Here is a 16,600-nt window from a genome sequence, read left to right as displayed (position 1 = left end):
ACAATGGTGGCGTGAGCCAGAACCAGGCGGAGCAGCAGCAGACCTTCTACGACGCGATCGGCGGGTACGAGACGATCGCGTCGATCGTCGCTGCCTTCTACGAGGGTGTCGCCGACGACCCGGTCCTCCGTCCGATGTACCCGGAGGAGGACCTCGGCCCCGCGCAGGAGCGTTTCACGGACTTCCTCGTCCAGTACTGGGGCGGCCCGACGACCTACTCCGAGCGCCGGGGTCACCCGCGCCTGCGGATGCGCCACGCTCCCTTCGCCGTGACACCGACCGCCGCCGAGCACTGGCTGCGCCACTTCCGCGCGGCCCTCGACCGCGTCGGTCTGTCGCCCGAGCACGACCGTGAGTTCTGGGCGTACGTCACCCATGCCGCGCAGTTCATGATCAACGCGCCGCAGGACCTCGGACCGGCACAGCCGCGCTGATCAGCCCGCGTCGCTCGCCTGGTCCGGGTCCTGCTGCCCGTCCTGGTCCCGGTCTGAGTCCCGGTCCTGCGTGGGCAGGGGAGGGGCGCCGTACGCCGCTGCGTGCGCGTACGGGATCCCGATCCCGAGCGCGTCGAACCGCTCCTTGATCAGCTCGCGCATCTCGCGCGCGACCTCCCACTGCTTCATCGGGGCGGTCTTGAGGACGACGCGGACGACGACACCCTCGGGCGTCCACCGCTCGACCCCCCAGACCTCGGGCTCCTCGAGGACGGCGCCGCTCCAGGCCGGGTCCTGCCACAGCGCGAGCGCGACCTCGTGCAGGGTCGCGCGGACCTCGCCCAGGTCGACGTCGTAGCCGACCGGCACGTCGAGGACCGTGCGGGCCCAGTTCTGGCTCTGGTTGCCGACGCGCAGGATCTCGCCGTTGCGGACGTACCAGACCGTCCCGTTGACGTCGCGCAACCGCGTGACGCGCATGCTGACCGCCTCGACCGTGCCGGTCGCGTCGCCGAGATCGACGACGTCGCCCACGCCGTACTGGTCCTCCAGGATCATGAAGATGCCGGAGATGAAGTCCTTGACGAGGCTCTGGGCGCCGAAGCCGAGCGCCACACCCAGGATCCCCGCGGACGCCAGCAGCGGCCCGATGTTGTAGCCCATCGTCGCGATCACCATGAAGGCGACGACGGTGAAGATCACGATGGTCGAGATGTTCTTGAGCAGCGAGCCCATGCTCCGGGCGCGCTGCTCGCGCCGCTCGTGCAGGATGGGGGTGATCGCCTCGGCGGCCCGCGCACCCGGGACGGTGCCGGCCGCGGCGGTCCGGGTGATGCGGTCGATCAGGCGGTTCACGAGCCACCGGGCCGCGACCCCCGCGAGCACGAGGACGAGGATCGCCAGCGGCTTGGCCAGCAGCAGGTCGGAGAGCTCGGCAAGGGTGTCGTTGTCGGTCCACCGGTGGACGAGTCGGCAGATGGTGTTGTCCGAGTCCGCCCAGCACGGGTTCTCGGTGGCGTCGGCGGTCACGAGCATGCCCTCGACGTTAGCGGTCGGTCATCACCGTGCGCGGACGCCTCCAGGGGTTGCCCCGGCTCGAGCACTCGTGCTCGACCTGGGCCGCGAGGCTCAGCAGGAGCGGCTCGGCGCCCGGCTTCCCGGCGATCATCGTGCCGATCGGGAGGCCCGCCCGACTCCACCCGGTGGGCAGCGAGAGGGCCGGGGCACCGGCGATGTTCCAGACCGACGTGTAGGGAGTGAAGCCCTTCTGCGCCTCGAAGTCGGCAACGGGATCGGCATCGTCGCGCAACGAGCCGACGAGGGCAGGCAGCTGGCCGAGCGTGGGGGTGAGGACGACGTCATAGCCGGCGTAGGCCTCGAGGGTGCGCTGCTCGGCCTGGCGCATCGCGAGCAGCGCGGCGGCGTACTCGACGCCGGTGGCGGCGCGGCCACGGTCCCGCTCCCAGCGGGTGAGGGGTCGCAGCAGCTCCTCGCGCTCGGGGGGCACGTCGACCGAGGCCGCGCCGACGAACCAGGCGGTCTCGAACGCGGAGACCGTGTCCGGCCCGAACGGAGGGTCGACGTCGACCACGTCGTGCCCGAGGCGCTCGAGGAGGCGGCTGGTCTCCTCGTACGCGGCGACCACCTCGGGGTCGGGGGGCAGCTCGCTGATCACCGGGTCGCAGAAGCGTGCCACCCGCAGCCGACCGGGTGCCCGGCCGCAGGCGTCGAGCATGCGGCTCCCGGTGAGCGCGACGACGTCGAGCATCGCCGCGGCGTCACCGACGGTGAGAGCGAGGGTCCCGGGCACGGAGAGGCCGGAGACGTCGATCTCCTCGGGTGTCCCGGCGACCAACCCCCGGCTCACCTTGATGCCGACCAGTCCGCACGAGGATGCGGGGATGCGGACCGAACCGCCTCCGTCGGAGCCGACGGCCACGGGGACGAGGCCTGCCGCCACCGCTGCCGCGGCGCCGCCCGACGAACCACCGGCGCCACGGCTCAGGTCGTACGGGGTGCGGGACGGCGGTGCCACGTCCGGCTCGGTGTAGCAGGGGAGCCCGAGCTCGGGCGTGCTCGTCTTGCCGAGGCTGATCATCCCCGCCGACGCGACCCGTACGGCGATGGAGCCGTCGGTCTCCGGCACCAGGTCTGCGAAGGCGGCAGAGCCGTACGTCGTACGGACACCCGCGGTCGGCGTGAGGTCCTTCAGCGCCGTCGGCACCCCGAACATCGGCGGGAGGGCGTCGGCTCCGGACCCGCGCAGCGCGTCGCGGGCCGACAGCGCGGCGGCGCGTGCCTCGTCGGCGGTGACGGTCACGAAGGCACCGACCTCCGCGTCCAGAGCGCCGATCCGCTCCAGCAGCCTGTCGACCACTGCGACGGGATCGGTCTGGTCGCTGCGGTAGGCGGCGGCCAGCGCGAGGGCGGAGGCGGGAGGTGTGCCGAGCTGAGCGGGCATACCGCCGAGCCTAGACGCGGTCCCCCCTCGGCTAGAATGTCGCCATGCTGAGCCGGAGCCGTACCGCTGTCCGTTCTGCCGTCGCCGGTGCGCTGGTCGCGTCGCCGCTGCTTGCGGTCGCTGCTGCCGCACCCGCCGCCGCCGACGTCCCGGTCGGCTGGGAGGACCCCCAGTCGCTGACGACCCTCCAGCTGATCCTCATCTTCGCCGGGATCCCGCTGGGGATCGCGCTGGTCCTGACCGTCTTCGGCTACCTCCTGGCACGCCGGACGACACCGAGCTACCTCCCGTACGTCGTGGCGCCGGGCAAGGCGGTCACCTCGTCGTCCGAGCGCAAGACGCTCGAGTCCCACCGCTGACCGTCCGTCCTACCCGAGCCTTCGAGGAGACCCGCCCGTGAGCTTCTCCCGTCCTGGTGCGATCGATCTGTCCGCCCTCAAGAACGCTGCTCCCGGTGCTCCGGCCGGCGCTCCACGCGGCCCCGCACCCGCGGGTGCCTCGTGGGTGCTCGACGTCACCGAGCAGAACTTCCAGGACGTTCTCCAGAGCTCCCTCGACCATGTGGTCGTGCTGGCGCTCTGGTCGTCCCGTGCCCCGCAGGGTGACGACTTCAACCGGGTGCTCGCCACCGTCGCCAACTCCTACGGCGGTCGGCTGCTTCTGGCGCGGGTGGACGTCGACACCAGCCCGCAGATCGCGCAGATGCTCGGTGCACAGGGCGTTCCGTTCGTCGTCGGTGTCGTCAAGGGTCAGCCGGTCCCGCTGTTCCAGGGGACGGCTGACGAGGCGCAGGTCCGTCAGTACCTCGACGAGCTGCTCCGCGTCGCCCAGGCCAACGGCGTCACCGGGTCCGCCCCGCCGGTCGGCGGCGTGGCCGAGGTTGCCGAGGAGGAGCCCGCAGACGACCCGCGTTTCGCCGCGGCCGACGACGCCTTCGCGGAGGGCGACTACGCCACCGCGATCAGCGAGTACGAGAAGCTGCTCGCCGCCAACCCTGCCGACACCGAGGCAGCCGAGCGGCTCGCCGGTGCCCGACTTCTCGACCGCACGGCCGACGCCGACCTGACGGCGGCGCGCGAGGCGGCCGCCCAGAACCCCGACGACCTGGACGCGCAGATGCTCGTCGCCGACCTCGACCTCTCGGGCGGCCACGTCGACGACGCGTTCGGTCGCCTGATCGACCTCGTGCGACGCACGGCCGGTGACGAGCGCGAGCGGGTCCGCGGGCGGCTCGTCGAGATGTTCACGATCGTCGGCTCGGACGACCCCCGGGTCGCCCAGGCGCGCCGCAAGCTCGCCTCCGCCCTGTTCTGAGCGCGGGCCCCGGCGTCCGCTGTGGCGGCCCCTGCATACTGGCTCCATGCGACGGGTGGCGGGGGCCGGGCTGCTGACGCTCGGGATCCTGCTGGCGATCCTGGGCGCTGTGGTCGCGTTCGCTGTCGGCCCGGACGACCGCATGACGACCGGGACGCGCACGCTCGACACCGACTCGCGTGCGGTCGCGACCAGCCCGTCGGTGCTCGCCCGCCACGGCCCTCAGGTCAGCGTTCTCGTCGAGGTTCCGGACGATAAGCCGGTGTTCGTCGGACTGGCACACTCCCTCGACGTCGCCGACTACCTCTCGTCGACCTCGCACCTGGAGCTGACGCGCTACCGCGTCCCGTGGTCGGTGCGCACCCGGGCCGTCGAGGGTGAGCCGCAGCTTCCCGCGGCACCGACCGCGCTCGACTGGTGGCTCGAGCAGGCCTCCGGCGTCGGCGGTGCCGAGCTCCGCTTCCGGCTGCCCGACGAGACCGTCTCGCTGGCTGTGCTGGCCGTCGGCGACTCCGACCTCGCGGGCCTGCGCCTGACCGGTGCGTACGAGGTGCCGGGTGCCTTCGGGGTGGCGGTGGGGACGACGCTCGCCGGTCTCGGAGCCGTGGTCCTGGGTCTCGTCGCCCTCGGTGCCGTCGCGGGCGTACGCCGTCCGCCGCCGCCTGCCGACGCACCCGGGTTCGCCGACGACGAGTGGGACGCTCCCTGGCTGGAGACCGATCCCGCCGACGCCGACACGTGGGACGACTTCCTCACCGAGAAGGCAACCGCATGATCAGCGGCCGCCGTCCGGGCGCGGTGCTCGCTGCAGGACTCCTCGTCGGGGCGCTGGTCAGCGGGTGCGGCATCGTGCCACTCGAGAAGACCAGCACCGAGGTCTCGAAGATCGCGGCCGACCACGACGAGGTCGACCGTACCTACCGCAACTACGAGAAGGCCCGAGCCGCCGCCTTCGGCGCGCTGGATCCCGACATCCTGGCGCTCGTCGAGACCGGGCCGGTGCTCGCGGTCGACGGACGTGCGATCGACGTGGCGAAGCGCGTGCACGGCAGCGCGTCGACCGGGGCAGCGGTGGCGCCGGCGGAGATCGAGGACGTCTACACGCCGCGCCTGGACGCCTACCCTCTGTGGTTCGTCGTAACCGCGCGCGACGCGGCACGCGGCATGCGGAGGATCCAGGTCTTCGAACGCGCGTCGTCCACCGAGCAGTGGGAGCTCACCGCCTCCCCCGAGGCGCTCCTCAGCACGGTCCTCCCCGTGCCGAGGACGGTCGACGAGGTGCTCGAGACGGTCCCCGTCGACGACGGCGACGGTCTGGTCTCGAGCCCGGCGGCCGCGATGCAGGCGTACGCGGCGGCCCTGGGCGACCCGAGCTCGCCGCGCGCCGACCAGGTCACCGCGGACTCGTTCGTCACCCAGATGCGCGCCCAGGCTGCCGGGCTCGCCAAGCCCGGCACGACCTTCCGCCGGACCTGGTCGTCGCAGCCGGTCACGCACACCATGCGGACGCAGGACGGCGGTGCGCTGGTGTTCGGGACGCTGATGCGCCAGGACGGCTGGGTCCTGGCACCCGGCGCGACGGTCACCTGGCCGGAGGCGTCGGAGCACAAGGCCTACCTCGGGAGCCCGATGACGGGATCCGGCGTGCTGCGCTACTACCACCAGGTGCTGATGTACGTCCCGCCGCAGGGCGGGGTCGGTCTGCCCCGCGTCCTCGGGCAGTACGGGGGAGTGGTCGACGTCGAGGAGACCGGCCCGGTGGAGGCGAGCCCCTGACGTCCAGGTCAGCGCTCGGGCGAGGGCCGGAAGACGTGGCCCGCCTCGCGGTAGGTGCCGTCCGGGTCGGCGTCGAGGTTGTCGAGCAGGTCGATCGTCGCTGCCGCGGCGCGCTCTCGCAGGAGGTCGCGGTCGCACCAGTGGACCGCGGCGATCTCGGTCGGCTGGAGCGTGAGCGGGGCGTCGGGGTCCCACGCCTCGACGTCGAACACGAACAGCACCGCGTCGTCCCAGGCGCTCCACGGCGGCAGCCAGTTGACGGTGCGCAGTCCGCGGATCCGTGCCTCGACACCGAGCTCCTCGCGGAGCTCCCGCACGACCGCGTCGGCGGGTGACTCACCGGGGTCGACGACTCCGCCGGGCAGGTCCCACTCGCGCTTGTAGGTCAGCTCGCACAGCAGCACCCGGCCGTCGGGGTCGCACACGAGCGCCTGCGCGATCGCGCGCTTCTTGGGCAGCGCCGCGTTGAGCATCGCGACGAAGCCCTCGCGGCTCTGCGGCTGGGGGTCGTCGGCGAGTCGCGACAACAGCTCCTGGTCGGGACCGTCGACGTGGCGGATCAGTCCGTCGCGTCGCATGCCCGCACGCGCCGCGGCCCGGCGGTCCGGCACGGCGTCCTCGTCGGTCAGGGTCTGGACCCGGGTGACGCCCAGCTCGTCGAACGCATGGGTGATCGCGAGGTTGACCGCCTGGGAGCGCAGGGGTTCCTCCGTGGGCCCGAGGTCCCACCGCAGGGACGCCGTACGCGCGTCGTCCAGACGCAGCGAGATGGTGCCGAGGGCGCGGCCGTCCTCCAGGACCTCGAACGTCTCGGCGTCGACCGGCCGCAGCGTGAGGTCAGCCATCGGCGGGCTCCAGCCAGGTCACCGAGAGGGCAGGCAGACGGAGCTCGACCGAGTGCGTCTGGTCGTGCCACGCGACCTCGTCGGCCACGATCTCGGGACCGGGGGTGTCGCCCGTGCCGCCGTACGCCGCGTCGTCGGTGCAGAGCGCGACCCGCCATGCGCCCGCCAGGGGCAGCCCGACGCGGTAGGTCGGCCAGGTGCGGCCGGACAGGTTCGCCACGCACACGAGCGTACGACCGCCGCCGCGCCGCACGAAGGCGTAGACGTTGCCGGCGGCGTCGTCGGCCTCCAGCCACCTGAACCCGTCCGGGTCGTGGTCCTTGGCCCACAGCGCCGGGTTCGCGCCGTAGACCGCGTTCAGATCGGTGACGAGCCGCTGCACGCCGGCGTGCCCGGGATCGTCGAGCAGCGACCAGTCGAGCGAGCGTTCGTCGGACCACTCGGAGAGCTGGGCGATCTCGCCGCCCATGAAGAGCAGCTGCTTGCCCGGGTGGGACCACTGGTAGGCCAGCAACGAGCGCAGGTTGGCGAGCTGCTGCTCCCGGTCGCCCGCCATCTTGCCCAGCAGCGAGCCCTTGCCGTGCACGACCTCGTCGTGCGAGAAGGGAAGCACGAAGTTCTCGGCGTCGTGGTACATCATCGCGAACGTCAGCCGGTTGTGCTCCCCGCTGCGGTGCACGGGATCGACGGCGAAGTAGTCGAGTGTGTCGTGCATCCACCCGAGATTCCACTTGAACCCGAAGCCGAGACCGCCGTGGGTCACGTTGCGGGTCACGCCGTCGTAGGCCGTCGACTCCTCCGCGATCATCGCGATCGCGCCGAAGCGGTCATAGCACGACGCGTTGAGCTCCTGGAAGAACGTCACCGCGTCGAGGTCGATGTTGCCCCCGTGCGCGTTCGGCACCCAGCCGCCCGGTCCGCGCGAGTAGTCGAGATAGAGCATCGACGCGACGGCGTCGACCCGCAGGCCGTCGACGTGGAACTCCTCGAACCACCAGAAGGCGTTGGCGAGAAGGAACTCCCGCACCTCCTCCTTGCCCAGGTCGAAGACGTACGTCCCCCAGTCGGGGTGCTCGCCGCGGAGCGGGTCCGCGTGCTCGTAGAGGGGGGTGCCGTCGAAGCGCGCGAGCGCCCACTCGTCGCGCGGGAAGTGGGCCGGGACCCAGTCGAGGATCACGCCGATGCCCGCGGCGTGGAAGGCGTCGACGAGCGCCCGGAAGTCGTCGGGGTCGCCCCATCGCGAGGTCGGCGCGTAGTAGCCGGTCACCTGGTAGCCCCACGAACCGCCGTACGGGTGCTCCATCACCGGCATCAGCTCGACGTGGGAGAAGCCGCGTTCTGCGACGTAGGGGACGAGGGTCTCGGCCAGCTCGCGATAGCCGAGACCGGTGCGCCACGAGCCGAGGTGCACCTCGTAGACGCTCATCGGCTCCGCCCACGGTCGCCGATCGCGCCGCTGCTCCATCCAGTCGTCGTCGGCCCAGGTGTAGCCCGACGCGAACACGCGTGAGGCGTTGGCCGGCGGGACCTCCGTCCAGAGGGCGAGAGGATCAGCCTTCTGACGCCAGACGTCGTCGGCGCCGTGCACGGCGTACTTGTAGAGCGCACCGGCACCGAGCCCTTCGACGCGACCCCGCCACACGCCGTCGTCGCCGCGGACCAGCGGGTGGCCGCCGCCGTCCCATCCGTTGAAGTCGCCCAGGACCTGGACGTCACGGGCGTTCGGTGCCCAGACGGCGAAGTCGACGCCGCCGCGGCGCAGGTGTGAGCCGAGGTCGTGCCACAGGTCTCGAGTCATGGTCGGAGGCCCCTCACGTCCGGTCGTCGGCGAGCAGCTGGTCCAGCGCCTGCTCGGGAACCGCGCGCCAGTCAGGTCGGTGGTCGAGCTCGTAGACGAGCTCGTAGACGGCTTTGTCGATCTCGTACGCCCGCAGCAGCGCCGCCTCGACTCGCGTCGGCCCCGTGCGGTCGGCACTCTCGTCCGGCTGCCCGTGGTAGCCGTCGAGGAACGCCTGCCGGTTGCGTCGTACCCACGCGCGGGCCTGGTCCACCTCGTCCTCGCCGCGCGTGCCGGTCTGGAGGAGGTAGGAGAAGGCCGCGTAGTCGAACGACCGGACCATCCCGGCGACGTCACGCAGCCGGGAGTCGAGGGTCACCCGCTCCTCGAGCGGCGCGACCGGCTCGCCCTCGAAGTCGATCAGCTTCCACCCCGCCGTCGTGCGCAGCGTCTGGCCGAGGTGGAGGTCACCGTGGACCCGCTGGGCGACGACCGGTCCGTCGAGCGAGCGCAGGACGCCGTAGCGCTGCCTCGCGCCCTCGGTGTAGCCCTCCACCTCGGGGCAGCGCTCGGCGAGCCGGTCGAGACGGGCGTCGAGACGGTCGGCCAGCGCCTGCAGGTCGGCGGCCGCCCACTCGGTGGTCGGCAGGCGGTCGGCCATCAGGGCGTGCACGAACCGGACGGTCGCACCCAGACGGGCGGACTCGGCGGCGAAGTCGCCACCGGCCTCCTCGGGCGCCAGGCCGGGCTCGGCGAGGAGGTCGCGCACGCTGGCTCGGGCGCCCTCCCACCCGTTGGTGGCCGTACGGAGGAACTTCTGCAGCATCGCCAGGTCGTACGAGGTCTCACCCTCGGCCGGTGTCGCCGAGATCCATCCCCACATGGGCGCGATCGCGTCCTCACCCGGACCCGCGAGCGCGTCGTGGATCTCGACGTCGGGGTTGCGGCCAGGGACGACCTTGCGGAAGACCTTCAGCATCGCGCGCTCGTCGACGACGACGGAGGTGTTGGACTGCTCGACCGAGAGCAGGACGGACTCCGACTCCGAGCCGATCGACGAGGTGCCGTCGTCGTCGGACGGGATCCGGGACACGTAGGTCGCCGCGGACCCGGTGTCCTCGGCGAAGAACCCCTGCATGATCACCCGCCGCGCCTCCGGGTCGTGCAGCGCGTCGTAGACGAAGAGGTCGTCGACGGTCTCGCCGAGCCCGGGGGAGTAGGTGCCGATGAAGCCGTACGCATTGGCCTCGACCGGTTCGGCGCGGTAGGCGAGCGGCACGTTGTAGGTGTGCGTGCCGCCGGGGCCGCGCACGGTCACGAGCTCGAAGCGGACGCCGAGGCCGGTCGCCGGCCGGCTCAGCCAGCCCAGCGGCGCGACGCGCTCCAGCTCCCAGCCCTCGCCCTCCCCGGAGAACCAGCGGCGTCGGACGAGGTAGTCGAGCAGGTCCTTGCGCTCGGCCGTCCTCCGATCGGCCGTCCCTCGGTCACCCGTCGTACGGTCGGTGCTCATCAGACCCCCTCGGTCTCGGCCGGTCGGCCCAGGCGGAACCAGTAGAACCCGTGCCCCGCCAGCGTCAGCAGGTAGGACAGCTCGCCGATGGCCGGGAACTCCACGCCTCCGAACGTCTCGATCGGGCGGACCCCGGCGTAGGCGTGGAGGTCGAGCTCGACCGGCTGCGGGAACCGCGACAGGTTGTTGACGCAGAGCATGACGTCGCCCTCGTGCTCGCGCAGGAACGACAGCACCGACGGGTTGGAGCCGCCGATGTCACGGAACGTGCCGACGCCGAACGCCGGGTGCTGCTTGCGGATGTGGATCATGCGTCGTGTCCAGTGCAGCAGCGAGGAGGTGTTCTCGCGCTCTGCCTCGACGTTGACCGACTGGTACCCGAAGACGGGGTCCATGATCACCGGGAGCGTCAGCTTGCCGGGATTGGCGACGGAGAAGCCGGCGTTGCGGTCGGGCGTCCACTGCATCGGCGTCCGGACGCCGTCGCGGTCGCCGAGCCAGATGTTGTCGCCCATGCCGATCTCGTCGCCGTAGTAGAGCACGGGAGAGCCGGGTAGGCTCAGCAGCAGCGCCGTGAACAGCTCCATGCGGTTGGTGTCGTTGTCCAGCAGCGGGGCGAGCCGGCGGCGGATGCCGATGTTGGCCTTCATCCGCGGGTCGGTGGCGTACTCGCTCCACATGTAGTCGCGGTCCTCGTCGGTCACCATCTCGAGGGTGAGCTCGTCGTGGTTGCGCAGGAAGATGCCCCACTGGCACCCCTCGGGGATGTCGGGCGTCTGCTCCATGATCTCGCTGATCGGGTAGCGCGACTCCCGGCGCACGCCCATGAAGAGGCGCGGCATCACGGGGAAGTGGAAGCACATGTGGCACTCGTCGCCGCCGACGGCCGGGTCGCCGAAGTAGTCGACCACGTCGGAGGGCCACTGGTTGGCCTCGGCGAGCAGGACGCGGCCCGGATAGTGCTCGTCGACGTAGCGACGGACCGTGCGGAGGAAGGCGTGGGTCGGCTCGAGGTTCTCGCCGCTGGTCCCCTCCTGCTCGTACAGGTAGGGCACGGCGTCGAGCCGGAACCCGTCCACACCGAGGTCGAGCCAGAAGCGGAGGACGTCGAGCATCGCCTCGTGCACCGCCGGGTTCTCGAAGTTGAGGTCCGGCTGGTGGCTGTAGAAGCGGTGCCAGAAGTAGCGACCCCGGACGGGGTCGTACGTCCAGTTCGAGCTCTCGGTGTCGACGAAGATGATGCGGGCGTCGGAGTAGGCCTCGTCGTCCTCGCGCCACACGTAGAAGTCGCCGTACGGCCCGTCGGGATCGGTGCGCGACTCCTGGAACCACGGGTGGGCGTCGGACGTGTGGTTCATGACGACGTCGATGATGATGCGGATGCCGCGCTCGTGGGCGGCGTCGAGGAGCGTCTTGAAGTCCTCGACGGTCCCGAGCTCGGGCGACACGCTGGTGTAGTCGGCGACGTCGTAGCCGCCGTCACGCAGCGGGGAGGGGAAGAACGGCGGGAGCCACAGGCAGTCGACGCCGAGCCACTGGAGGTAGTCGAGCTTGCTGGTGATGCCGGCGAGATCGCCGATCCCGTCACCGGTCGAGTCGTGGAACGACCGGACCAGAACCTCGTAGAACACGGCACGCTTGAACCACAGCGGATCGTCGTCGCGCCGGTCGGTGGGGGAGCCCGGCACGGGCACGGGGGCGTCCATGCGCGCCATCCTCGCACGGCCTCCCACAGCCCCGAAGGTCGCGGCACTAGGCTGTTCCCATGCTTCTGGCCGTGGTCGCCGCAGCCCTCACGGGAGTCGCCATCGGGGCGCTCATCGTGTGGTTGAGCGCACGCCAGGGCGCGCCCGAGCCGATCACCGGACGGCAGCTCACGCCGATCGCGCCCGAGCTCAAGAAGGCCGCGCTCGAGACGCGCGGCAACCGCCCGGTCGACGAGGTGACGCGCTCGGAGATCACCCGTCTGCTCGAGTCGGGCCGCAAGATGGAGGCGACCCGGCTCCTCCACGCCAGCGCCGACATGTCGCTGCTTCAGGCCAAGGCCCGCATCGAGGAGTGGTCCGACGCGGTCGAGCGTCGCCTGCTCGGCCAGGCATATGCCGACGCCGTCAACCTCGACCACGCCGAGATCGACGAGACGCTCGCGGGCGACCTGCGCGAGCTGCTCAGCCGGCGGTGGGGACGATGGCGCGCGCTCAAGGTGCTCCGGCGCCGGACGACGATGCGGCTCATCGACGCCATGCACTACCTCGACGCACTCCTCCGGACCCCCAGCGCCGCTCGGCTTCCCGTCGACGTCCCGGAGGCGGTCCCGTCGACGACCGAGTCGACCATCGTGGTGCAGCCGGCCCCGGTCGTGCAGCCGGCCCCGGTCGTGCAGCCGGCTCCGGTCGTACGGCCCGCCCCGGTCGAGCGTCCGCCCGGCGGCTGAGCTGGAGCCGAGCGGGAGCGACGACTCGGGGAGGTCCCTACCGCAGCACGGTCAGCACGTGCGCGACCTCGGCGTCACCGCCCAGCCGGACGTAGTTCTCCTCGGTCCAGTCGAACACCTCGCCGCTGAGCTCGTCGCGGACCGCGAAGCGCTCACCCCAGCCGATGCCGAGCGCCGGCAGGTCGAGGCGGACGATCGTCTCGTGGGCGGCGCCGGGGTCGAGGTTCGCGACGACGATCACGGCGTCGTCGCGGGTGTCGCCGAGGTGGCGGCGCGAGAAGCAGAGGATGTGCTCGGAGTCGTTCGGGTGCACGGCGAGCCGGTGCAGCTGCCGTAGTGCCGGGTGCCGGCGCCGTACATCGTTGAGCCTCGCCACGAACGGCGCCAGCGAGTCGGCGACGCCGTAGTCGCGGTGCTTGATCTCGTACTTCTCCGAGTCGAGGTATTCCTCCGAGCCTGGACGCAGCGCGGTGTGCTCGAGCAGCTCGTAGCCCGAGTACATCCCCCACGTCGGCGCACCTGTGGCCGCCAGCACGGCCCGCAGCCGGAACATCGCCGGATCGCCGGTCTGGAGGTGGGCCGGGAGGATGTCGGGGGTGTTCACCCAGAACGCCGGGCGCATCACGTCGGCCTTGCGGCCCGTGACCTCCTCGAGGTAGGCGGTGAGCTCCTCCTTGGTTTCGCGCCAGGTGAAGTAGGTGTAGGACTGGTGGAACCCGACGGTCCCGAGGGCCCGCATCATCGCCGGACGGGTGAACGCCTCGGCGAGGAACACGACGTCGGGGTCGGTGCGACGGATCTCCGCGAGCAGCCGCTCCCAGAACGGGACCGGCTTGGTGTGCGGGTTGTCGACCCGGAAGATCCGGATCCCGTGGGACATCCAGTGCCGCACCACTCGCAGCACCTCCGCATGCAGTCCCTCGGGGTCGTTGTCGAAGTTGAGCGGATAGATGTCCTGGTACTTCTTCGGCGGGTTCTCGGCGTAGGCGATGGTGCCGTCGGCGCGGGTCGTGAACCACTCCGGGTGCGCGGCCACCCACGGGTGGTCAGGAGCGCACTGGAGCGCGAGGTCGAGTGCCACCTCCATGCCGCGGTCACGCGTCGCGGCCACGAAGGCGTCGAGGTCCTCGAGGGTGCCGAGCTCGGGGTGGATCGCGTCGTGGCCGCCCTCCGCGGCACCGATCGCCCACGGCGACCCGGGATCGCCCGGCTCGGCGTGGAGCGAGTTGTTGCGCCCCTTGCGGTTGACCCGCCCGATCGGGTGGATCGGCGGCAGGTAGACGACGTCGAACCCCATCGCCGCCACCCGGTCGAGCTGGTCGATCGCCGGCCGCAGACCCCCGAACGATCGGGGGAACAGCTCGTACCAGGCGCCCGCGAGGGCCCGCTCGCGGTCGGCGAAGACGGGGTACGGTCCGGTGCTGCCGACGAGGTCCCGCAACGGGAACCGGCTCATGATGCCGAGGATCTCCGGCGTCCTCGCCGCGTCGACCCGCTCGGCGGCGTCGAGGCTCGGGTCACGGAGGACCTTCGCCGCCTTGCGAAGCGCCGCTCGTTCCGCCGTCCGGTCGCGGGGGAGCGTCGTCGCCGCGCGCTCCAGCACGACCGCTCCTTCGATGGGCATCAGCTCTCTGTCCACGTCCGCGGCGACCTTTACCGGGGCGTCGTGCAGCCACGTGCCGAACGGGTCGGACCAGGTCTCGATCCGGAACGTCCACGGTCCGACCTCGTCCAGGGTCACCCACAGCTCGTGGTGGTCGTTGTCGAGGTGCGGCAGTGGGAGCAGGGGCCGGTCGCGTCCGTCCGGGCCGGCGAGCACCACCCCCGCGCCGAGGGCGTCGTGGCCCTCACGGAAGATCCGGGCACGGATCGGGAACGGTTCCCCCACGGCGGCCTTCGCGGCGTAGGCGCCATTCTCGACGACAGGGCACACGTCCATCACGGGGATGCGCAACATGGGCCCGACGCTATCCGACGCGACGCGGCCCCTCAGGAGGCGATCAGCAGCACCATGCTGTGCGCGGCGACCGGCACCGCGGCACCAGGACCGTAGGACGTGGCGTGGTCGAGATCGGCGGTGTCGAGCGCCACGGCGTACGTCTGCTCCCACGCGCCGTCGGGGAGCGCCCACTCCTGCGGCTCGTCTCCGGCGTTGAGCAGCACGACCGCGCACGCCGCGTCGGCGCCGCCGTCGAGCGCCATCCCGATCGTGCGGAGGCCTTCGTCGTGCCAGTCGTCGGGGGCCCACGGCCGCCCGTCGGGGTGGAGCCAGCGAAGGTCCTCGCGGCCGGTCTCGTCCGACACCTCGCCGGTGAAGAAGCGGGTGGTCCGGAGCGCCGGGTGCTCGGCCCGCAGCGTCGTCAGCCGCGAGACCACCTCGCGGACGTGCTCCCAGCCGACCTCCGGCACCGGCGGCAGCCAGGTGGTGGGGGAGTCGTGGCAGTACGCGTTGTTGTTGCCGCCCTGGGTCTGACCGAGCTCGTCGCCCGCGCGCAGCATCGGCACGCCGGCTGCGACCAGCGTGGTCGCCACGAGGTTCGCCGACTGGCGTCGCCGTAGCGTCAGGACGTCGACGTCGTCGGTCTCGCCCTCGACGCCGCAGTTCCACGAGCGGTTGTCGGAGTGCCCGTCGCGGTTGTCCTCGCCGTTGGCCTCGTTGTGCTTGTCGTCGTACGAGACGAGGTCGCGCAGCGAGAACCCGTCGTGCGCCGTGACGAAGCTCACCGACGCCTGCGGTGGCCGTCCGCTCGGTGCGAAGACCTCAGACGACCCGGCGAGGCGGGTCGCGATCCCGGCGACGCCGCCGCCGTGCCCGCGCCAGAAGTCGCGCACGTCGTCGCGGAAGCCGTCGTTCCACTCGCTCCAGCCCTGGGGATACCCCCCGACCAGGTAGCCGTCCATGCTTGCGTCCCACGGCTCGGCCACCAGCTTGACGTCGCGCAGCACCGGGTCGCGGCCGATCGCGGCGATCAGCGACTCGGCGAGGGTGACTCGACCGGCCTCGTCGCGGGCGAGGGCCGAGGCGAGGTCGAAGCGGAACCCGTCGACGTGCATCTCGCGGACCCAGTAGCGCAGCGACTCGAGGATGAGCTCCGACCCGGGCCCGGAGTCGGACCGCACCGTGTTGCCGCAGCCGGTCACGTCGAAGTAGTGGCCGTCGGAGTGCCGGTAGTAGCCGTCGTCGTCGAGGGCGCGGAGATGGATCGTCGGCCCGCCGTCGCCGCCCTCGCCGGTGTGGTTGTAGACGACGTCGAGGATCACCTCGAGGTTGCGGGCGTGCAGCGCCCGCACCATCTCCTTGAACTCGCGCACCGGATCGTCGGACGCGGCGTACGGGGCGTGGGGCGCGAGGAACGAGACGCTGTTGTAGCCCCAGTAGTTGACGAGCCCGCGGTCGGCAACGGTCGGCTCGGTGACGAAGTGGTGGATCGGCAGCAGCTCGACCGCGGTGACACCGAGCGCGACGAGACGGTCCAGGGTCGCGGGGTGCGCGAGACCCGCGTAGGTGCCGCGCAGCTCCTCCGGCACGTCGGGGTCCTGCTTGGTGAGGCCCCGCACGTGCGCCTCGTAGATGACCGTGCGGTCCCAGGGCGTGCGCGGTGCGCTGTCGCCCGACCAGTCGAACGCCGTCTCGGCCACGTACGCCCGCAACCGGGAGGCATTGCCGTCCAGCCCGCCGCGGACGTGCATGGCGTACGGGTCGAGGACCCGGGTGCCGTCGACCTCGAAGGCGTACTCCTGCCCGGGACCGGTGCCACGCACCTCGAGGTGCCACACCGACCCGGTCCGGGACTCCAGCTCGTACGTCCCCACCCCCGGGAGGTGGAGCCGCACGCTGCGGGCCTGCGGTGCGTGCACCGCGAAGTTGGTGCCGCCGACGACGGGCCGGGCGCCGAGGGGGTGGCAGCTCCCCGCCACGCTCGGGTGACGCTCGTACGCCCAGGTCTCGGCCATGAGCCCCATCATGCGGTACGACCACCACGCGCTCGGCCCCGCATCCGTGGCGTTCGCTACCCTCGGAGCCACGGCGGACGTCGACAGCAGCACTG

At 71.7% G+C, this 16,600-nt stretch carries 14 protein-coding genes; 6 read left to right on the top strand and 8 right to left on the bottom strand.

What is annotated here, in order from left to right; all coding sequences use genetic code 11:
• Nucleotides 1–11 precede the first annotated feature (11 nt).
• Nucleotides 12–434, top strand: a complete 423-nt coding sequence (locus KV097_RS07030) for a globin (RefSeq protein ID WP_220341130.1) — start codon at nucleotides 12–14, stop codon at nucleotides 432–434.
• Here the strand turns inward: KV097_RS07030 and KV097_RS07025 are convergent, their stop codons facing one another.
• Entirely contained in the window at nucleotides 435–1,469 is a 1,035-nt protein-coding gene (locus KV097_RS07025) for a mechanosensitive ion channel family protein (protein ID WP_220365469.1), read from the bottom strand.
• Between the two features lie 10 nt (nucleotides 1,470–1,479).
• Nucleotides 1,480–2,895, bottom strand: a complete 1,416-nt coding sequence (locus KV097_RS07020) for an amidase (RefSeq protein ID WP_220365468.1) — start codon at nucleotides 2,893–2,895, stop codon at nucleotides 1,480–1,482.
• 44 nt (nucleotides 2,896–2,939) lie between these two features.
• Here KV097_RS07020 and KV097_RS07015 point away from each other — a divergent pair, with 44 nt between their 5' ends.
• The 4 genes from KV097_RS07015 to KV097_RS07000 are packed head-to-tail and all read left to right on the top strand — an operon-like array spanning nucleotide 2,940 to nucleotide 5,985.
• Nucleotides 2,940–3,254 (top strand): hypothetical protein, encoded by a 315-nt coding sequence (locus tag KV097_RS07015; protein ID WP_220341133.1) that lies wholly within the window; start codon nucleotides 2,940–2,942, stop codon nucleotides 3,252–3,254.
• Nucleotides 3,255–3,291: 37 nt separating this feature from the next.
• Nucleotides 3,292–4,209 carry a tetratricopeptide repeat protein gene (locus tag KV097_RS07010; protein WP_220346822.1) on the top strand — a complete coding sequence of 306 codons (918 nt, stop codon included), beginning with the start codon at nucleotides 3,292–3,294 and terminating at the stop codon, nucleotides 4,207–4,209.
• A gap of 46 nt (nucleotides 4,210–4,255) precedes the next feature.
• Nucleotides 4,256–4,984, top strand: coding sequence for a hypothetical protein (locus KV097_RS07005; RefSeq protein ID WP_220341135.1), 729 nt, complete (start codon nucleotides 4,256–4,258; stop codon nucleotides 4,982–4,984).
• On the top strand, nucleotides 4,981–5,985 hold the full coding sequence (locus tag KV097_RS07000; RefSeq protein ID WP_220365467.1) for a hypothetical protein: 1,005 nt from the start codon (nucleotides 4,981–4,983) through the stop codon (nucleotides 5,983–5,985). The genes KV097_RS07005 and KV097_RS07000 overlap by 4 nt, the downstream gene beginning before the upstream one ends.
• 8 nt (nucleotides 5,986–5,993) lie before the next feature.
• Here the strand turns inward: KV097_RS07000 and KV097_RS06995 are convergent, their stop codons facing one another.
• The 4 genes from KV097_RS06995 to treS are packed head-to-tail and all read right to left on the bottom strand — an operon-like array spanning nucleotide 5,994 to nucleotide 11,832.
• Nucleotides 5,994–6,830 carry an NUDIX hydrolase gene (locus KV097_RS06995; RefSeq protein ID WP_220365466.1) on the bottom strand — a complete coding sequence of 279 codons (837 nt, stop codon included), beginning with the start codon at nucleotides 6,828–6,830 and terminating at the stop codon, nucleotides 5,994–5,996.
• Nucleotides 6,823–8,628: a 1,4-alpha-glucan branching protein GlgB gene (gene glgB, locus KV097_RS06990; protein WP_220365465.1), complete on the bottom strand. Its 1,806-nt coding sequence runs from the start codon at nucleotides 8,626–8,628 to the stop codon at nucleotides 6,823–6,825. Before glgB ends, KV097_RS06995 begins: the two co-directional genes overlap by 8 nt.
• Nucleotides 8,629–8,641: 13 nt before the next feature.
• Nucleotides 8,642–10,117 carry an aminoglycoside phosphotransferase gene (locus KV097_RS06985; RefSeq protein WP_220346826.1) on the bottom strand — a complete coding sequence of 492 codons (1,476 nt, stop codon included), beginning with the start codon at nucleotides 10,115–10,117 and terminating at the stop codon, nucleotides 8,642–8,644.
• Nucleotides 10,117–11,832 carry a maltose alpha-D-glucosyltransferase gene (gene treS / locus KV097_RS06980; RefSeq protein WP_220341139.1) on the bottom strand — a complete coding sequence of 572 codons (1,716 nt, stop codon included), beginning with the start codon at nucleotides 11,830–11,832 and terminating at the stop codon, nucleotides 10,117–10,119. The genes KV097_RS06985 and treS overlap by 1 nt, the downstream gene beginning before the upstream one ends.
• Before the next feature lie 50 nt (nucleotides 11,833–11,882).
• On the opposite strand from treS, the gene KV097_RS06975 reads away from it, so the two are divergent.
• Complete coding sequence (locus KV097_RS06975; protein ID WP_220365464.1) at nucleotides 11,883–12,551, top strand: hypothetical protein; 669 nt, start codon at nucleotides 11,883–11,885, stop codon at nucleotides 12,549–12,551.
• 37 nt (nucleotides 12,552–12,588) lie between these two features.
• On the opposite strand, the gene KV097_RS06970 is transcribed toward KV097_RS06975, so the two are convergent.
• Both KV097_RS06970 and glgX read right to left on the bottom strand, forming a co-directional pair.
• The gene (locus KV097_RS06970) at nucleotides 12,589–14,508 is read right to left on the bottom strand and encodes an alpha-1,4-glucan--maltose-1-phosphate maltosyltransferase (RefSeq protein ID WP_220365463.1); all 1,920 of its coding nucleotides are present in this window, start codon (nucleotides 14,506–14,508) and stop codon (nucleotides 12,589–12,591) included.
• A 32-nt stretch (nucleotides 14,509–14,540) separates the two neighbouring features.
• Nucleotides 14,541–16,505, bottom strand: coding sequence for a glycogen debranching protein GlgX (gene glgX, locus KV097_RS06965; protein ID WP_220346827.1), 1,965 nt, complete (start codon nucleotides 16,503–16,505; stop codon nucleotides 14,541–14,543).
• Between the last annotated feature and the right edge of the window lie 95 nt (nucleotides 16,506–16,600).

It is taken from the genome of Mumia sp. zg.B17, assembly GCF_019550915.1.
Classification (GTDB): domain Bacteria; phylum Actinomycetota; class Actinomycetes; order Propionibacteriales; family Nocardioidaceae; genus Mumia.
This window is presented reverse-complemented; position numbering and strand designations above follow the sequence as displayed.

What these genes read in the sequence shown, in the direction of transcription:
- KV097_RS07025 (WP_220365469.1), bottom strand. Translation starts at nt 1,469, where the DNA reads ATGCTCGTGACCGCCGACGCCACCGAGAACCCGTGCTGGGCGGACTCG.
- KV097_RS07020 (WP_220365468.1), bottom strand. Translation starts at nt 2,895, where the DNA reads ATGCCCGCTCAGCTCGGCACACCTCCCGCCTCCGCCCTCGCGCTGGCC.
- KV097_RS07015 (WP_220341133.1), top strand. Translation starts at nt 2,940, where the DNA reads ATGCTGAGCCGGAGCCGTACCGCTGTCCGTTCTGCCGTCGCCGGTGCG.
- KV097_RS07005 (WP_220341135.1), top strand. Translation starts at nt 4,256, where the DNA reads ATGCGACGGGTGGCGGGGGCCGGGCTGCTGACGCTCGGGATCCTGCTG.
- KV097_RS07000 (WP_220365467.1), top strand. Translation starts at nt 4,981, where the DNA reads ATGATCAGCGGCCGCCGTCCGGGCGCGGTGCTCGCTGCAGGACTCCTC.
- KV097_RS06995 (WP_220365466.1), bottom strand. Translation starts at nt 6,830, where the DNA reads ATGGCTGACCTCACGCTGCGGCCGGTCGACGCCGAGACGTTCGAGGTC.
- glgB (WP_220365465.1), bottom strand. Translation starts at nt 8,628, where the DNA reads ATGACTCGAGACCTGTGGCACGACCTCGGCTCACACCTGCGCCGCGGC.
- KV097_RS06985 (WP_220346826.1), bottom strand. Translation starts at nt 10,117, where the DNA reads ATGAGCACCGACCGTACGACGGGTGACCGAGGGACGGCCGATCGGAGG.
- treS (WP_220341139.1), bottom strand. Translation starts at nt 11,832, where the DNA reads ATGGCGCGCATGGACGCCCCCGTGCCCGTGCCGGGCTCCCCCACCGAC.
- KV097_RS06975 (WP_220365464.1), top strand. Translation starts at nt 11,883, where the DNA reads ATGCTTCTGGCCGTGGTCGCCGCAGCCCTCACGGGAGTCGCCATCGGG.
- KV097_RS06970 (WP_220365463.1), bottom strand. Translation starts at nt 14,508, where the DNA reads ATGTTGCGCATCCCCGTGATGGACGTGTGCCCTGTCGTCGAGAATGGC.
- glgX (WP_220346827.1), bottom strand. Translation starts at nt 16,505, where the DNA reads ATGGCCGAGACCTGGGCGTACGAGCGTCACCCGAGCGTGGCGGGGAGC.